The 15812-nt window shown below is 33.2% G+C and carries 13 protein-coding genes, 2 tRNA genes and 2 rRNA genes (1 of these 17 only partly in view); 9 read left to right on the forward strand and 8 right to left on the reverse strand.

Features of this window, described 5'->3' with window-relative positions:
- Positions 1–23: 23 nt before the first annotated feature.
- From G8C43_RS09230 to G8C43_RS09245, 4 genes are all read right to left on the reverse strand, one after another.
- Positions 24–635 carry a thiamine diphosphokinase gene (locus tag G8C43_RS09230; protein WP_166005597.1) on the reverse strand — a complete coding sequence of 204 codons (612 nt, stop codon included), beginning with the start codon at positions 633–635 and terminating at the stop codon, positions 24–26.
- Positions 628–1194 carry a cob(I)yrinic acid a,c-diamide adenosyltransferase gene (locus tag G8C43_RS09235; RefSeq protein WP_166005598.1) on the reverse strand — a complete coding sequence of 189 codons (567 nt, stop codon included), beginning with the start codon at positions 1192–1194 and terminating at the stop codon, positions 628–630. Before G8C43_RS09235 ends, G8C43_RS09230 begins: the two co-directional genes overlap by 8 nt.
- A gap of 112 nt (positions 1195–1306) precedes the next feature.
- A complete protein-coding gene (locus G8C43_RS09240; RefSeq protein WP_166005599.1) occupies positions 1307–2077 on the reverse strand; it encodes a Kdo domain containing protein in 771 nt (256 codons plus the stop codon).
- A complete protein-coding gene (locus G8C43_RS09245) occupies positions 2074–2823 on the reverse strand; it encodes an RNA methyltransferase (protein ID WP_166005600.1) in 750 nt (249 codons plus the stop codon). Before G8C43_RS09245 ends, G8C43_RS09240 begins: the two co-directional genes overlap by 4 nt.
- Positions 2824–2826: 3 nt before the next feature.
- Between G8C43_RS09245 and G8C43_RS09250 the strand changes: the two genes are divergently transcribed.
- The 4 genes from G8C43_RS09250 to G8C43_RS09265 are packed head-to-tail and all read left to right on the forward strand — an operon-like array spanning position 2827 to position 8201.
- Complete coding sequence (locus G8C43_RS09250; RefSeq protein WP_166005601.1) at positions 2827–5682, forward strand: BamA/TamA family outer membrane protein; 2856 nt, start codon at positions 2827–2829, stop codon at positions 5680–5682.
- 57 nt (positions 5683–5739) lie between these two features.
- On the forward strand, positions 5740–6888 hold the full coding sequence (locus G8C43_RS09255; protein ID WP_166005602.1) for a sensor histidine kinase: 1149 nt from the start codon (positions 5740–5742) through the stop codon (positions 6886–6888).
- Positions 6889–6948: 60 nt separating this feature from the next.
- Positions 6949–7677 carry an LPS export ABC transporter ATP-binding protein gene (lptB, locus tag G8C43_RS09260; protein ID WP_166005603.1) on the forward strand — a complete coding sequence of 243 codons (729 nt, stop codon included), beginning with the start codon at positions 6949–6951 and terminating at the stop codon, positions 7675–7677.
- 2 nt (positions 7678–7679) lie between these two features.
- Positions 7680–8201, forward strand: a complete 522-nt coding sequence (locus tag G8C43_RS09265; protein ID WP_166005604.1) for a TlpA family protein disulfide reductase — start codon at positions 7680–7682, stop codon at positions 8199–8201.
- Between the two features lie 7 nt (positions 8202–8208).
- On the opposite strand, the gene G8C43_RS09270 is transcribed toward G8C43_RS09265, so the two are convergent.
- A complete protein-coding gene (locus tag G8C43_RS09270) occupies positions 8209–8784 on the reverse strand; it encodes a DUF3109 family protein (protein WP_166005605.1) in 576 nt (191 codons plus the stop codon).
- Positions 8785–8949: 165 nt separating this feature from the next.
- Here G8C43_RS09270 and G8C43_RS09275 point away from each other — a divergent pair, with 165 nt between their 5' ends.
- Positions 8950–10218 carry an NAD(P)/FAD-dependent oxidoreductase gene (locus G8C43_RS09275; RefSeq protein WP_160566430.1) on the forward strand — a complete coding sequence of 423 codons (1269 nt, stop codon included), beginning with the start codon at positions 8950–8952 and terminating at the stop codon, positions 10216–10218.
- Positions 10219–10254: 36 nt separating this feature from the next.
- Here the strand turns inward: G8C43_RS09275 and G8C43_RS09280 are convergent, their stop codons facing one another.
- From G8C43_RS09280 to radA, 3 genes are all read right to left on the reverse strand, one after another.
- Positions 10255–10662, reverse strand: a complete 408-nt coding sequence (locus G8C43_RS09280; protein WP_166005606.1) for a polymer-forming cytoskeletal protein — start codon at positions 10660–10662, stop codon at positions 10255–10257.
- A gap of 40 nt (positions 10663–10702) precedes the next feature.
- Positions 10703–11569 carry a M23 family metallopeptidase gene (locus G8C43_RS10050; protein WP_160542592.1) on the reverse strand — a complete coding sequence of 289 codons (867 nt, stop codon included), beginning with the start codon at positions 11567–11569 and terminating at the stop codon, positions 10703–10705.
- A gap of 265 nt (positions 11570–11834) precedes the next feature.
- On the reverse strand, positions 11835–13190 hold the full coding sequence (gene radA / locus G8C43_RS09290) for a DNA repair protein RadA (protein ID WP_166005607.1): 1356 nt from the start codon (positions 13188–13190) through the stop codon (positions 11835–11837).
- A 432-nt stretch (positions 13191–13622) separates the two neighbouring features.
- Between radA and G8C43_RS09295 the strand changes: the two genes are divergently transcribed.
- From G8C43_RS09295 to G8C43_RS09310, 4 genes are all read left to right on the forward strand, one after another.
- A 16S ribosomal RNA gene (locus tag G8C43_RS09295) occupies positions 13623–15144 on the forward strand.
- A 201-nt stretch (positions 15145–15345) separates the two neighbouring features.
- Positions 15346–15419: transfer RNA gene (locus tag G8C43_RS09300), tRNA-Ile, on the forward strand.
- A 13-nt stretch (positions 15420–15432) separates the two neighbouring features.
- Positions 15433–15506 (forward strand) — tRNA-Ala (locus G8C43_RS09305).
- 118 nt (positions 15507–15624) lie between these two features.
- A 23S ribosomal RNA gene (locus tag G8C43_RS09310) occupies positions 15625–15812 on the forward strand (it continues 2635 nt past the right edge of the window).
- The 16S and 23S rRNA genes sit together here with 2 tRNA genes alongside, the layout of an rRNA operon.

Consider the following 15812-nt stretch of genomic DNA (forward strand, 5'->3'; position numbering starts at 1 on the left):
ACTAATTTTTTTAGCAAAAAAGTTTAGCGGCTGATATAGATCAACAGTTCGCCCTCACCGTAGGTTATAACAACTTCATTTTCTACAGCCACATTACGCGTACCTATTCGTTGCGGAAATATAAGAGTTTCGTTAGATAAGGGATATTGTAAACCTTTCGTACAAATATTTTTAGTCTCAAAAAAAGGGATTAAGGAAATGGTTTTACCTTTTGCATCATTAATTTTAGTTGATTTACCCGAGAAAAAGAATTTTGAATAATCATCGTAAAATGTAATGCGGAGTTTATTTTTAAAAAAAAGTGCTGTAGATAAGTTTCCAATGAAATGATCGTTTTCTCTTCCGCTGCCACCGTAAACATCCACATTATGTATACCTTTATCCAGCAATAATTCTAAAGCCTTATGAAAATCAGTTTTGTTTTGATCCGGTGTTTCAATAATTGGAATAGACGACGGGATAGTCGATACTTGTACACTATCCAGATCTCCTGAAATATAATTAATTGTAAAAGGTAAATTTTTTACATATCTGCTGTACGCCCCGTCTGTACACGTAATAATGGAATATGAATCTAAATTTTCAGGTAAAATTGTAGGTTTTTTTCCGTTTAAAAAAAGTAATGCTTTATTCATTGGGATTCCAAGGTTCTTCAATTTCATTTGCTAAATGTGCAAAATATCGCGCAAGAACAAACAAATAATCAGACAAACGATTTATAAATTTTTGAATTATGGGTCTTATATCTTCAATTTCACCTAAGGTGACTATAGTTCTTTCTGATCTTCTGCATACGGTTCTTGCAACATGTGCAGTAGAAGAAGATACATTTCCTGTCGGAAGAATAAATTGCTTTAAAGGAGGCAGGGTTTCGCTTATTTCATCAATCCATTGCTCCAATAAAATTATTTTTTCTTCAGAAAGTAAGCAAGATATTTTAGGTTTTCCATTTGGAGAATACATTTTTTCTGAAGGAGTAGCTAATTCAGCACCGATAGTAAATAGTAAATTTTGTATAATTTTTAATTGTTCATCAATATTTTTAAGAGAACCATAACTTCTTAGCAAACCGATATAAGAATTTAATTCATCTATTTCGCCATAGGATTGAACGCGAATGGAATTCTTAGATACACGTTTTCCTCCATACAAACCCGTAGTTCCGTCGTCACCTCTTTTCGTATATATTTTCATTAATATATCTTTTTGTTACTTGTAAATGAAAAAGTTTAAAAAATTGAATCTTTAAAATTTTTAATATTTTTAATAGTAAAGTTAATTTAAATAAAAACGGGACTAAAAGATGCTAAACATTTTTGCCCAACAGTTTCTTTATCTTTTTCTTTCTTTCCTTCTTTTCAATGAATTTATTATTTTTTTTAAGCAATTGTTCCCTGATAAAATTAACATTTTCATGGCTGTATTTGGCATATTCTTTTGCAATGATAGGGATCATTTCATCCGTTAAGGATAATCTAATAAAATTTTGAAGCCTTTGATCTAAAGATAAAGATTGAAAACTCATCCGATTTAAATCGATTAATGAAAAAGAATATGCGTTTTTTTCTTGATCATTTTTTATGAGTACATTTCCCGGTGAAAGGTCTTTAAATAAGATATGATTTTCATGAATAGAAAAAACAAATGAAACAAATTCTTTCAGTATTAATTCCCAATCATCAAAACTATTTCTTTTTTCAATGAGTTCCCTAAAAGTAAAATCATACTCAGAATACTTTGAAAAATAAAAAGATCTTTTGATTTTAAAAGTATGAATCTCTTCAAAAAAACCAATCGGTTCCGGTGTGTTTATATCCTTAGAAGTTAAAATTTCAGCATGAATATAAGAACGATGGGCTTTAGATTTTCTAAAATTAGCATAAACAAGTTGATTGAGAAGATGAGGCTTTTTAAAAGATTTTACCGCTACGTTTCCCAGTACAGGATGAGGTATTTTACGTAAAGTGTTCCGTTCTTGAAATATAATCTCACCTAAAGAATCAAAATTTTCTATTATTTCATTTAATATGTCCGTATTGTTACGATATTTTTTTGATATATACGAATTCCATTTCATTTTATATTCCCTTTTAATTTTGCAGCTCTCGAGTAGAATTCACTTAAAATTATTCCGGTAGACATGGCGACATTTAAACTTTCTGTTTTTTGTTCTAAGCCGAATCTGGGGATTGTTAGAGTATGAGTACACAGAGATTTTATTTCATCTGAAACGCCATTTCCTTCATTACCCATAACCACATAAAAATTTTCGGGTAAATCCGTTGTATATAAATTTTCACCTTTCATATCTGTTCCCATAACCGGTATGTTGGAATTTGTCAATATTTCAGCGATGTCTGTGTATACAACGTTAACTCTGCTTAACGATCCCATTGCAGATTGAACTGCTTTGGGATTATAGGCATCAGTAGTTCCTTTACTGCACAAAATCTGTTTAATTCCATACCAGTCTGCAAGACGTATAATCGTTCCCAGATTTCCCGGATCTTGTATTTCATCCAATACTAATTGTATTCCGCTATATGAATTATTTGAGTTTTGAGGTATTTCCAATACTGCTAATGCATCGTGAGGGGTGGTTAGAAAACTAATCTTTTTTAATTCTTCGAAACTGATCATCTGATATTGATTTTCATCTAAAAAAGAAATGGGAACCGTACTGTAAATGTTTTTTACAGAAAACTGCGAAAAGCAGAATTCTTTAATGCTTTTTATACCCTCAACAACAAATAAGTTATATTTTTGTCTATACTTTTTTTTTGAAAGCGACTGAATAAGTTTAATTTTACTTGCAGACAACATAAAATGAAATTAGGATACAATATTATAGTAAAAATATTGATTTTTGTTCAACTGTTTCTCATTTTTTCATGTAGAACAACTAAAGTACCTAAAAATGGACATTTATTTATTGATAATAAATATAAATATGTAGATAAAAAAGGAAAACCCTATTTGGATGCATACGGTAATCCCTTTTTGAATAAAAAAGGCAAAGAAATTATCAACGAATACAAGAAACCATTTGAGGATGAATTGGACAGTTATGTCAAGCAAAAATCTAATAAAAAAATACTATTCATAATTCCATTAGGGTTGTGGCTGTATGATTTCTCAAATCCTACATTCGATTCCGTCTACGCAGAATACTATTCCGTTAGTCAAAAACAAAGAAATCAAAAATTACTGGATTCTCTATATGTAAAATATAACTTAAAAAATTATGTTGGCAAATCCAGATGGTTTGATCGTTTTTTTTATAATAATGGAGAAGCCCCTGTATTAGTTGATACCTTACTATCTAAAACTTCTTCAAAAAACATACAACAATATTTTAAAAACAGAGGGTGGCGTAAGTCCATTGTAAAAGACAGTGTAATTACTTCCGGTAAAAAAGCTCATGTGCAGTATTCCATAAAATTAGGACGTCCTATGATTATGGATACGATCACCTATGATATTGCCGATGAAATAAAAGATGATTTATATGCTCATTATTTAAAACGAACAAGACAGGCGAAGAAAAAAAAGTCTCAAACTTATGAACTTTCAAAAGACGAATTTATATACAACCTATTCAGTAGAGGTTCCTATGTTAAAAAAGGAGATCGATTAGATGCTTATGTAATTGAGAATGAGATATCCCGTTTGGAAAACCGTTTTAAAAATATGGGATATTATCGTTTTAATGATCTTAAAGATGAAGTTATTTACTATGTTGATACGGCTAATAATGTATATGATGTTTCGGTCAGATTATCAATCAAGAAAAGCCAAATAGGAAGTTCTACCACTACCACAGCTGTTACTGATTCCACTAGATCGGATACTCTTAAGAAAGATACTTTAGTGCATAAATTCAAAAGATTTAAATACAATAAAATAAACATTTCACTTTTAGATAACGAAAATAGAGATACAAGTAAAAATACTATAGACTCAAGTTTCTATGTAACTACCAAAAAAATAGTAAGACGGGTTGACGGTAGGAAAACAAAAATGATGGTTAACGATACCATTGCTTTCATTGTTAACCATTTAGGAAATAAATATAAAAACAGAGTATTGGCAGATATGCTAGCCATTGAAAAAGGGCATTCATATAATTTAAGCTCTGAGACTCGTACTCGACGAAATATATATAAAGTAAATAATTTTAACATCCTCGGGTTTAATACAGTTCCTGAAAAAGACTCAGATTCTACCTTAATATCCAATATCATTCTTTCTCCCATGGATAAATATTCTTATGAATTAGGGTTTGAAGCGTTTAATTCAGGTGTTGTCAATTTCGGTATAACTCCCAATCTTACCTTTACGGTAAAAAATCTTTTTGGAGGAGCAGAAAATTTAAGTGTCAGTTTTGGAGGATCCTTAGGAAATATTAAAACCAAAAAAAATAACAGTAAAATTTTTAATGCATCGGAACTATCAGCGCAGGCCAGTTTATCCTTTCCTAAGCTTATTTTGCCTTTCAACGCAAAAAGAATTATTCCTAAAGCCTGGGGGCCTTCATCGGCAATTTCTTTAGGATATAATGCACAATATAACATAGGTTTGGATAAAAGAAGTTATAATGCCGGATTACTTTATAATTTCAATCCCACCCGAACTACCGTTCACCAAATTACATTATGGAATCTACAATATACGCAGTTTTTAAATCCTAATAATTATTTCAACATATATACACAAGACAGTAAAGTAAGAAATAGTGTTTACGATTTATATTTTCAACAGTATCCTTCCGCCAAAGAGGAGTACGACAAAAACCATAACGATAATGATTTGCTGTTTCAAATTCAGAATAATATAGACTTTCAAGATTATTTAAGAACTACGCATTTAAGTTTAGCTAACGATTACGACTTAATGGAATTTCGTCGTTATCGTTTCACACAGAATGTATTAATCTCCTCTTTTAAATATGATTTTACCTACGATCAACGATTAGGATATTTTCCGGGTAAACATCCTTTTTATTTAAAAGCACAAGTGGAATTAGCCGGTAATCTGGAATCCTTATTTAACAAAACACTCAAAGATTTTACAACTTCCAATAATAAAACTATAAAACAAATATTTGGAGTTCCCTATTCACAATATGTGAAATTCGATTTGGATCTAAGAAAATTTTGGATTTTTTCCGGAAAAAAATCGTTTAATGCGAGACTTTTTACCGGAATAGGAATACCTTATGGAAATTCCTTTAGTATGCCTTTTGACCGAAGCTACTCTGTGGGTGGACCGAGTGATGTTCGAGCTTGGAAATCCTTTGGTTTTGGTCCGGGATCATCAAAATTAGGAGGAAAAGACGGCTATGAACTAATAGCGATCGATAATTTTAAATTGTTGACTCAGGTAGAATACAGGTTTCCTTTACCAAGTAAAGGGTTCGAAGGAGCTTTATTTGTAGATGCAGGAAATGTTTGGGGAATTAATAATAATTCACTGAATAAATTTGAATTTAATTCCTTCTATAAAGAACTGGGAATTGGAGGAGGATGGGGGATCCGTTGGGATATAAGTAACTTTATCATTCGCTTTGATTTTGCTTATCGATTTCATGATCCAAGAAGAGACGAAAATGACCGATGGTATTTTAAATATATCAATCTGTTGAAACCTCAAGTTAATTTTGCTATCGACTATCCGTTTTAATCAAATAATTTTTGTTTGCATAAATACGTTGATATATGAATTCATAAAATTCGGAAAATGAGCTTTTTTAAAAATGTTAGATTACGGAATTGGTTTGGGTATATATTGGCGCTTATAGTAGCTCTGTTTATTATAATCTTTTCTAACAGCAAAGTTGAAGAATTAAAAGAAGAAGAATCCGTAAAAATTTCAAATTATGCCAAAACGTTGGAATTATTAAACACGGAAACAGACATTCCACCTAAAACACAATTTTTTTTAGTCCAGCTTATCGAGCAAAACACTACCATACCTGTGATTTTAGTAGATGAAAAAGGAAATTACATCGATTCTAAAAATGTAAGTAAAAAAATTATTTCAGATACCTTAAAATTAAAGGAAGAATTGCACGAAATGGCAGAATCCTATTATCCCATTTTAATCAAACTTCCTTTTGGAAATCAATACGTATATTATAAAAACTCGGTTCTGCTGACACAATTAGGTTATTATCCCTTTGTACTAATTATATTAGTAACATTGTTTGTCTGGTTCACCTATTGGTATTTTAAAACCGTAAAAAAAACAGAGCAAAGTTTACTATGGGCAGGAATGGCTAAGGAAACCGCACATCAAATCGGTACGCCGCTTTCATCCATCATGGGATGGCTGGAAATATTAAAAACAGAAGAAATTGATCAGAAACCGATAATAAATATTGAAAAAGATGTACACAGACTGCAAAATATTACCGACAGATTTTCTAAAATAGGATCAACTCCTTCACTAAAAAAAGAAGATATTGTGGAAATATCGGAACAAGCATTTATGTATTTGAAAAGAAGAATGTCCAAACAAATCGGGTTTGAATTTCAAGCACCGGAGTATCCTGTATATGTTTCTTTAAATAACATCTTATATAGTTGGGTTATCGAAAATCTCATTAAAAATTCAGCAGATGCCATGAAAGGAGAAGGAAAAATAAAATTGCAAATCCACGATAACAAAAAAAATATTTTTATAGATATTTCCGATGAAGGATCAGGCATTGAATCAAAAAATGTGAAAAAAATATTCAAACCCGGATTTACAACTAAAAAAAGAGGGTGGGGGCTAGGCTTGTCTCTGGCCAGACGAATTATTGAAGATTATCACTACGGTAAAATTTTCGTTCAAAATACCGAAATTAATAAAGGGACTACTTTTAGAATAATTTTAAAAAAATAATTTGTAAAAATTTTATTGAGTAATAGAAAAAAACGTAGTAATTTAATTACTTTTGATATTATGATATTACGAGGAGAACATTTAATAAAAACATACGGAAACAAACGAGTAGTTAAAGATGTTTCATTAAATGTAAAACAAGGAGAAATAGTAGGATTGTTAGGGCCTAATGGAGCCGGAAAAACCACTTCTTTTTATATGATTGTAGGCTTAATCAAGCCTACTCAAGGAAATGTATTTTTGGATAAGATTAACATAACCAAAGATGCCATGTATAAAAGGGCCCAAAAAGGAATCGGGTATTTGGCTCAAGAAGCTTCCATATTCAGGAAATTATCCGTTGAAGATAATATTGTGGGAGTGTTGGAGATGACCAAACTTTCGAAGAAAGAAAGAAAAATAAAAGCAGATTCTTTAATTGAAGAATTTGGTTTAGAACACGTTCGTAAGAACCGAGGAGATTTATTGTCGGGAGGAGAAAGACGTCGTTGCGAAATTGCCCGATGCCTAGCTACCGATCCTAAATTTATTTTACTGGATGAACCCTTTGCAGGAGTTGATCCTATTGCCGTTGAAGACATTCAAAAAGTCGTGCGTTCTTTGGTAAATAAAAATATAGGAATTTTAATAACAGACCATAACGTTCAGCAAACTCTGGCTATCACTAATAGAACTTATGTTATGTTCGAAGGAAATATATTAAAGGAAGGATATCCCGAAGAATTAGCAAATGATCCGATAGTTCGTCAAGTATATTTAGGAGAAAATTTCAGATTTGAAAAAATATAATAATGAAAAAAATTTTTACAGGACTATATATTACTTTAATAGCTACATTAAGTTATAGTCAGCAAATTCCATTAATTTCCAAAACTGAATTTTCCGAAGAATCCTTAAAGCAAATAGTAGTTGATACGGATAATAAAGAAACAACGATGCAATCCATACTAAATAAACACAAAGGTAAAGTTACGATCCTGAAATTTTGGGCATCTTGGTGTAAAGATTGCATAGTGGGAATGTCCGATTCACGGGCTCTTAAGCAAAAAAATAATAATGTAGATTTTATCTATCTGTCATTAGACAAAAATTACGACTCTTGGAAAAACGGTATCACTAAGTATGAATTAAATACGGGTGATAATTATTGGTTTTCAACTGGTTGGAAAAATCCTTTTACAGAATATATAGAATTAAATTGGATTCCACGCTATATGGTAATAGATCAACAAGGAAAAATTGCTTACTATTATGCAATTACGGCAAATGACACACAAATACAAAAAACCATAGATACGTTGCAGGAAAAATAAAGCTAAATTATTTACTTATTTCTAAAAGTTTCTCAGCTTCTATCAACTGGTTGTACCAATTTTCTCCGAATTTTCTAATTAAAGGTTCTTTTAAAAATTCGAAAACTTTAACATTAAGTTCTTTACCTAAAGTACACGCATCCTTGCATATATACCATTCATCATAATTTACCGCAACATATTTTCGTAATTTTTGAAGACGAACCGGATACAGATGACAGGAAATAGGTTTTTTAAAATCAATTTTACCGTCTTCGTAAGCCTTTTCAATGGCGCATTTCGCAGCTTGATTTTCATCATAGATTACATAAGCACATTCTCTACCCTCTATTAACGGAGTAACATAATCATCATCAAGGTCGGTTGTATATTTACCTTCCAATTCAATAGCCCTTCTACCTTCCTCTCTAAGATAAGGCGATACTTGCTCATATATGTCTTCAAGAATCGGTAATTCTTCTTCATCGAGTGGAGCTCCCGAATCTCCTTCCACACAACATATCCCTTTGCATTTATTAAGATTACAAACAAATTGTTTCTGTAATACATCTAAAGAAATTATTGTATCTTCTATTTGAATCATGATTTTTGAAAATAAATTCAAAGATAGCATTAAATTTTTATTAAAAGTTTATATAACTTTACAAAAAAACAGTAACTTTGATAAAATGTATGCTATACATTTTTGTGTTCTTAAGAAATAAATGTGTTTGCATCAATATGTTAAATTAATTTTTTAGTGCAAATTATGAAAAAAATCGTATTAATAGGTGGAGGTTTTGCTGGGATTAATATAATCACCAGATTGTCCAATGATCCTAATTTTGAAATTACCTTAGTCGACAAAAACAACTATAATTTTTTTCCACCATTAATATATCAAGTAAGTTCAAGTATTTTAGATCCCGCAGCTATCAGCTATCCTTTCCGTAGATTTATAAGACATAAAAAAAATGTTAAATTCAGATTAGGAGAATTAATTGAAATCAAATCCGATGAAAACAAAGTAGTCTTATCTAATGGAGAATTAGATTATGATATTTTGATTTTAGCAACGGGAACGCAAAGTAACTATTTCGGAATGGAAAATTTAGAGAAATATGCCTTTCCAATGAAAACCTTAAATGATGCTTTGTTACTTAGAAATATACTTTTAGAAAGGTTAGAAGCCGCCAGTAGAGAAACTGATTTAGTAGAAAAGAAAAGATTATTATCCATCGTCATCACCGGAGGAGGACCTGCCGGAGTTGAAATAGCAGGAGTTATTCGCGAAATTATCAATTATATTGAAAATGTTGATTATAAAGATTTAAAAGACCAAATTCAAGTCTATTTGGTAGAAGGAAGCCCTGTATTATTGGGACCTATGAGCGAAAAATCTCACAAAGAAGCTTATCACGCCTTAGATAAATTAGGAGTTAAAATACTCGTAAATACACAAGTAAAAGATTGTGATGAAAACACCATATATTTTTCAAACGGAGATAAAATTGAAACAAAAACTATAATCTGGACAGCGGGAGTTACTTCAAGAATTTTTGAAGGAATACCCAAAGAAGTGTATGGAAGAGGTAGACGTATGCAAGTTGACGCGTATAATAAAATTCAAGGATTTTCAAATATATATGCAATAGGAGATACCTGTATAATGACTACAGATCCTAATTTTCCTGCAGGACATCCGCAATTAGCCCAAGTAGCAATACAACAAGGAAAAAATTTGGCAAATAATTTAAAAAAACAACTTACCCAAGACAACTATCAACCTGTACCATTTAGTTATAAAGATAGAGGGTCTATGGCAGTTATCGGAAGAAATAAAGCCGTAGCCGATCTGATTCATCCTACCTTATTTTTAAAAGGATTACCGGCATGGATTATTTGGTCGTCCATCCACTTAATTTCTTTAGTTTCCATAGGTAATAGATTAAATACTTTATATCGTTGGTTAACCATATACATATCTAAAAATTCTTCCTTAGGAAGTGCTTATAAAATTGGAGATCCAAGACCCTGAATACCTAAAATATTGTATATATTTCAGAAATAAAATTTATACTACAAGCTGAGAATTATTTTCTTTTTTATTAACAGGAGTAGAATTATTTTGATCCATACTAACGGTGCCTTTATATAAGGCACCATTTTCAACTTGAAAACTTTTTACCTGCATATTTCCTATAATAGACCCCGAGTTTTTCAAACTAAGATTATCAACAAAAATATCGCCGTCAATTTGGCCATATACAATAAGTTCTTTAGTCCTGATATCTCCTTTAACGCTTCCTTTCTGACCAACAACAAGTCCACAAATGCTATTGACATTTCCTAATGTTTGACCATCAATTCTAATAAATTCCTTACATTCTATATTTCCTTCGATTTTACAATCCTCCGCAATAATAGTAGTAATGTTTTCTGTAGATAAATTAAGAGCAGCTCCTTTTTTTTTATTGAACATAGTTAGTTTATTTTATATAGTAGTTAAATTTATTTCATATTTAGTTTACATGCAAATAATTATTTGGATTTTCTTTTTCTTTATTTAAAATAATTTCATAATGAACATGAGGTCCGGTAGAACGGCCGGTACTTCCTAATTCACCAATAACATCTCCGGCATTGACAACCTGTCCTTCTTTAACCAATATTTTAGACATGTGACCGTATAGTGTTTCATAACCGAAATGGTGCTTTATCATTACACAATTGCCATATCCTCCTCTAACACTGGCAAAGGTAACAACACCATTCGCAGTAGCATGAATAGGATCACCAATAGTTCCTGCTATATCCAAACCCGGATGAAACTCGGATCCTTTACCTTTTTTCATCGGATTTCCTCTCACACCAAAATTAGAAGTAATCCTTCCAACGTGAGGTAAGCCGATAGGAATGAATTGAATCTTTTTATATATATCGGAAATTCTCTTTTTTTTATTTTCAATTAAATTTAAGTTAGAATCATTAACAGGATAATACTCTCCCCCCACATTATCAACATTATAATTAGAGGCGGAAGTAGGGAGCGTTTTAACTTGACGATCTTTAAGGTATCTCTCAATCTTTAATAAAGATTTTTCAGCTTCATTAAGATTGATAATCATATCATTTAATTTTTTAGTATCCAACTTGCTTTCAAGATCGGCAATCTTAACATGTAAATCTTGTTTTTGGTAATACACATAACTTATATAACTAACCAATCCCGCAACTAAACAAAATATAGTAAAAATTGATAAAAGTAAAATCTTTTTGTACAGAAAAATATTTCTTATATGCTTATTCTTAACAGAAAAAATTTTTGTTTCCAGTGAATTTTTATCAGTAATAATTATAGTGGAATATTTAGATTTGTTATTTTTCATAGTATAATATTCTGAAGGTAGTGGAACAAATATAAAAAAATTAAAACTAAAAGTATAATTTAAACATTACGTTTAACAATAAATTAGCAAAAATTTAGACATTATTTGTAAACATAAAACCGACCTTAATTTTCGTTAATTTGAAAAATAAAAGTATAATGTGTAATAGATAACAAATGCCAAATTTCACTTATTAGTATAATAAAAATATATTGACTGCAAAAGTTTACACCATACGAAGAAAGATAAATTTACATACAATTAATTAGAATAATAACTTATAAACATCCTCAACCTTAGAAACCATTTCAACCCTAATATTATATTTCTTGCGATCTATTTTATTATATTTAGAAATGAAAATGACATCATAACCCAATTTTTCAGCCTCAATGATTCGCTGTTCAATACGATTTACAGGTCTGATTTCACCACTTAAACCAATTTCACCGGCGAATAAACAATTATCCGGTAAAGAAATATCCTCATTAGAAGACAAAATAGCACAAATAACAGCTAAGTCAATAGCAGGATCATCAACACGAATACCTCCGGTAACATTTAAAAACACATCCTTAGTTCCCAAATGAAAACCCGCACGCTTTTCCAAAACAGCTAATAACATATTTAATCGTTTAACGTCAAAACCCGTTGTCACCCGTTGAGGCGTTCCATAAACAGCCGTTGATACCAATGCTTGAATTTCAACCAACATAGGGCGTAATCCTTCCAAAGTAACCGCAATAGCATTTCCCGATAAACTTTCATCTTTTTTAGATACTAAAATTTCAGACGGATTTTTTACCTGTTTCAATCCGGAAGAGAACATTTCATAAATTCCAAGTTCAGAAGTAGAACCATACCTATTTTTATTTGCACGTAAAAGTCGGTAAACATAATTTCTGTCCCCTTCAAACTGAAGAACGACATCTACCATATGCTCTAAAATTTTAGGACCGGCTATAGAACCCTCCTTAGTAATATGTCCAATTAAAAATACAGGAGTAGAAGTTTCCTTAGCATATTTAATTAATTCGGAAGCACATTCTCTAATTTGAGATATACTTCCCGGAGAAGATTCTATATAAGAAGAATGTAGAGTTTGAATGGAATCAATCACTAACAACTCCGGTTGAAGCTCATGAGCTTTCTTTAAAATCTTTTGAGTTGAAGTTTCCGTTAAAATATAGCATTCAGAATTAGAAATATCCAGACGGTCAGATCTCATTTTAATTTGATTACTGCTTTCCTCCCCCGAAACATATAATACTTTTTTGGGTATTTGTAAAGAAATTTGCAACAACAAAGTAGATTTACCAATGCCGGGTTCGCCTCCAATCAAAATAACACTACCGGGAACAATACCGCCACCTAATAAATGATCCAGTTCAGAGTCATTAGAAAGAATACGATACTCATCCGTAGTTTCAATTTCATGAATCTTATATATTTTATTTTTAGAAGAAGAGGAACTAAGGGAAGAAATAGAATTTGCAGAACTTTTTTCAATAACTTCTTCTACAATAGTGTTCCATTCTCCGCATACTTTGCATTGACCCAGCCATTGAGAATATTGAGTTCCGCAATTTTGACAAAAAAAAGTAGTTTTAGCCTTAGCCATATTTGATAGATATATATAGTTATTTACATTTATTAGTTAGTACAAAGATAGTCTATAATAATCTTTGTTAATGACTATATAATAACAAGTATCTGGAGGATTAAAAAAGAATTAAAAAAAATTAAAAATTTTTTTGGAGGTTAAGTGGTTCGTATTCAGTATATTAATGATTATTTAGCAAAAAAGATTAAAAAAAGATTAAAAAAAAACTTGCGGGGAAAGAAAAAGTAGCTATCTTTGCACCCGCAAGTCAGGAACAACGAAAGAGAAAAACAGAAGATGAGGGACCTGATTAGCGCAAAAGATCGTTGAAATAAAAAGTTTTTTAAACAAAGCTTACGAAAGATAAAAAGTAGCAAAACACAACCTGGAAGAAAAGAGATTCTTTTGAGTTAGGGAAAAAGCCTTGAAATTGATAATAACAAAGAAATTACAATGGAGAGTTTGATCCTGGCTCAGGATGAACGCTAGCGGGAGGCCTAACACATGCAAGCCGAGGGGTATTTTGGAGCTTGCTTCAAGAGAGACCGGCGTACGGGTGCGTAACGCGTATGCAACTTACCTGTATCACCGGGATAGCCCGGGGAAACCCGGATTAATACCGGATAACATATCAGTCAGCATTGGCAGATATTAAAAGATTAATCGGATACAGATAGGCATGCGTAGGATTAGTTAGTTGGTAAGGTAACGGCTTACCAAGACGATGATCCTTAGGGGGCCTGAGAGGGTGAACCCCCACACTGGAACTGAGACACGGACCAGACTCCTACGGGAGGCAGCAGTGAGGAATATTGGACAATGGGTGAGAGCCTGATCCAGCCATCCCGCGTGAAGGACGACAGCCCTATGGGTTTTAAACTTCTTTTGTATGGGAATAAACCACATTACGTGTAATGTTCTGAAGGTACCATACGAATAAGCATCGGCTAACTCCGTGCCAGCAGCCGCGGTAATACGGAGGATGCGAGCGTTATCCGGATTTATTGGGTTTAAAGGGTCCGTAGGCGGGTTGATAAGTCAGCGGTGAAAACCTGCAGCTTAACTGTAGAACTGCCGTTGATACTGTTAATCTTGAATAGTATTGAAGTAGCTGGAATGTGTAGTGTAGCGGTGAAATGCATAGATATTACACAGAACCCCGATTGCGAAGGCAGGTTACTAAATACCGATTGACGCTGATGGACGAAAGCGTGGGGAGCGAACAGGATTAGATACCCTGGTAGTCCACGCCGTAAACGATGGATACTCGTTGTTGGGGATTAACTTCTCAGTGACTAAGCGAAAGTAATAAGTATCCCACCTGGGGAGTACGACCGCAAGGTTGAAACTCAAAGGAATTGACGGGGGCCCGCACAAGCGGTGGAGCATGTGGTTTAATTCGATGATACGCGAGGAACCTTACCAGGGCTTAAATGGGAATTGACGTACTTAGAAATAAGTATTTCTACGGACAATTTTCAAGGTGCTGCATGGTTGTCGTCAGCTCGTGCCGTGAGGTGTCAGGTTAAGTCCTATAACGAGCGCAACCCTTATCATTAGTTGCCAGCGATTAAAGTCGGGAACTCTAATGAGACTGCCGGTGCAAACCGCGAGGAAGGTGGGGATGACGTCAAATCATCACGGCCCTTACGCCCTGGGCCACACACGTGCTACAATGGCCGGTACAGAGGGCAGCTACTGGGCAACCAGATGCGAATCTCAAAAGCCGGTCTCAGTTCGGATTGGAGTCTGCAACTCGACTCTATGAAGCTGGAATCGCTAGTAATCGCAGATCAGCCATGCTGCGGTGAATACGTTCCCGGGCCTTGTACACACCGCCCGTCAAGCCATGGAAGCTGGGGGTACCTGAAGTCGGTGACCGTAAAAGGAGCTGCCTAGGGTAAAACTAGTGACTGGGGCTAAGTCGTAACAAGGTAGCCGTACCGGAAGGTGCGGCTGGAACATCTCTTTTTTAGAGCAAAAAGTCAAAACAAGGAATAAAAACCCCAAAAGAAGCTAACAACTTCCAGGTGTTTCCTACTTAAACAAATAAAAAAGTAAGTAAAAAGTTAAAAAACACAAGATATATAACACCCCTGAAAAGCCCCTGTAAGGAAAAGGTAAGACATAAGAAGAAGAGTAAAAGGAGCAACGAGGAAAATAAAAATCAATCAGTCTCATAGCTCAGCCGGTTAGAGCGCTACACTGATAATGTAGAGGTCGGCAGTTCGAGTCTGCCTGAGACTACAAAGGGAAACAAGGGGAATTAGCTCAGCTGGCTAGAGCGCCTGCCTTGCACGCAGGAGGTCAAGGGTTCGACTCCCTTATTCTCCACAAGGTTCTAAAAACGAAAGAAGTAGTAAAAAAGAACCAGTGTTATATACGGATCATTGACATTATTGGGATTTTATATAAAAAAATAAACCGAGCGGCCAATATAATTGGCTAAGGAAAAGAAATCGTTAAGGGCGTATGGCGGATGCCTAGGCTTCAAGAGGCGAAGAAAGACGTGGTAAGCTGCGAAAAGCTGCGGGGATTGGCACACACGAAGTGATCCGCAGATGTCTGAATGGGGCAACCCACTATACAAGAGTATAGTATTCCCGCAAGGGAAGGCAAACCTTCCGAACTGAAACATCT

This window comes from Apibacter sp. B2966 (assembly GCF_011082485.1).
In the GTDB taxonomy this organism is placed as follows: domain Bacteria; phylum Bacteroidota; class Bacteroidia; order Flavobacteriales; family Weeksellaceae; genus Apibacter.

Bases quoted from the DNA above. Each gene is read 5' to 3' on its own strand.
- lptB (WP_166005603.1), top strand. From the start codon at position 6,949: ATGATATTACGAGGAGAACATTTAATAAAAACATACGGAAACAAACGA.
- G8C43_RS10050 (WP_160542592.1), bottom strand. From the start codon at position 11,569: ATGAAAAATAACAAATCTAAATATTCCACTATAATTATTACTGATAAA.
- G8C43_RS09265 (WP_166005604.1), top strand. From the start codon at position 7,680: ATGAAAAAAATTTTTACAGGACTATATATTACTTTAATAGCTACATTA.
- G8C43_RS09240 (WP_166005599.1), bottom strand. From the start codon at position 2,077: ATGAAATGGAATTCGTATATATCAAAAAAATATCGTAACAATACGGAC.
- G8C43_RS09230 (WP_166005597.1), bottom strand. From the start codon at position 635: ATGAATAAAGCATTACTTTTTTTAAACGGAAAAAAACCTACAATTTTA.
- G8C43_RS09275 (WP_160566430.1), top strand. From the start codon at position 8,950: ATGAAAAAAATCGTATTAATAGGTGGAGGTTTTGCTGGGATTAATATA.
- G8C43_RS09235 (WP_166005598.1), bottom strand. From the start codon at position 1,194: ATGAAAATATATACGAAAAGAGGTGACGACGGAACTACGGGTTTGTAT.
- G8C43_RS09245 (WP_166005600.1), bottom strand. From the start codon at position 2,823: ATGTTGTCTGCAAGTAAAATTAAACTTATTCAGTCGCTTTCAAAAAAA.
- G8C43_RS09270 (WP_166005605.1), bottom strand. From the start codon at position 8,784: ATGATTCAAATAGAAGATACAATAATTTCTTTAGATGTATTACAGAAA.
- G8C43_RS09250 (WP_166005601.1), top strand. From the start codon at position 2,827: ATGAAATTAGGATACAATATTATAGTAAAAATATTGATTTTTGTTCAA.
- G8C43_RS09280 (WP_166005606.1), bottom strand. From the start codon at position 10,662: ATGTTCAATAAAAAAAAAGGAGCTGCTCTTAATTTATCTACAGAAAAC.
- radA (WP_166005607.1), bottom strand. From the start codon at position 13,190: ATGGCTAAGGCTAAAACTACTTTTTTTTGTCAAAATTGCGGAACTCAA.
- G8C43_RS09255 (WP_166005602.1), top strand. From the start codon at position 5,740: ATGAGCTTTTTTAAAAATGTTAGATTACGGAATTGGTTTGGGTATATA.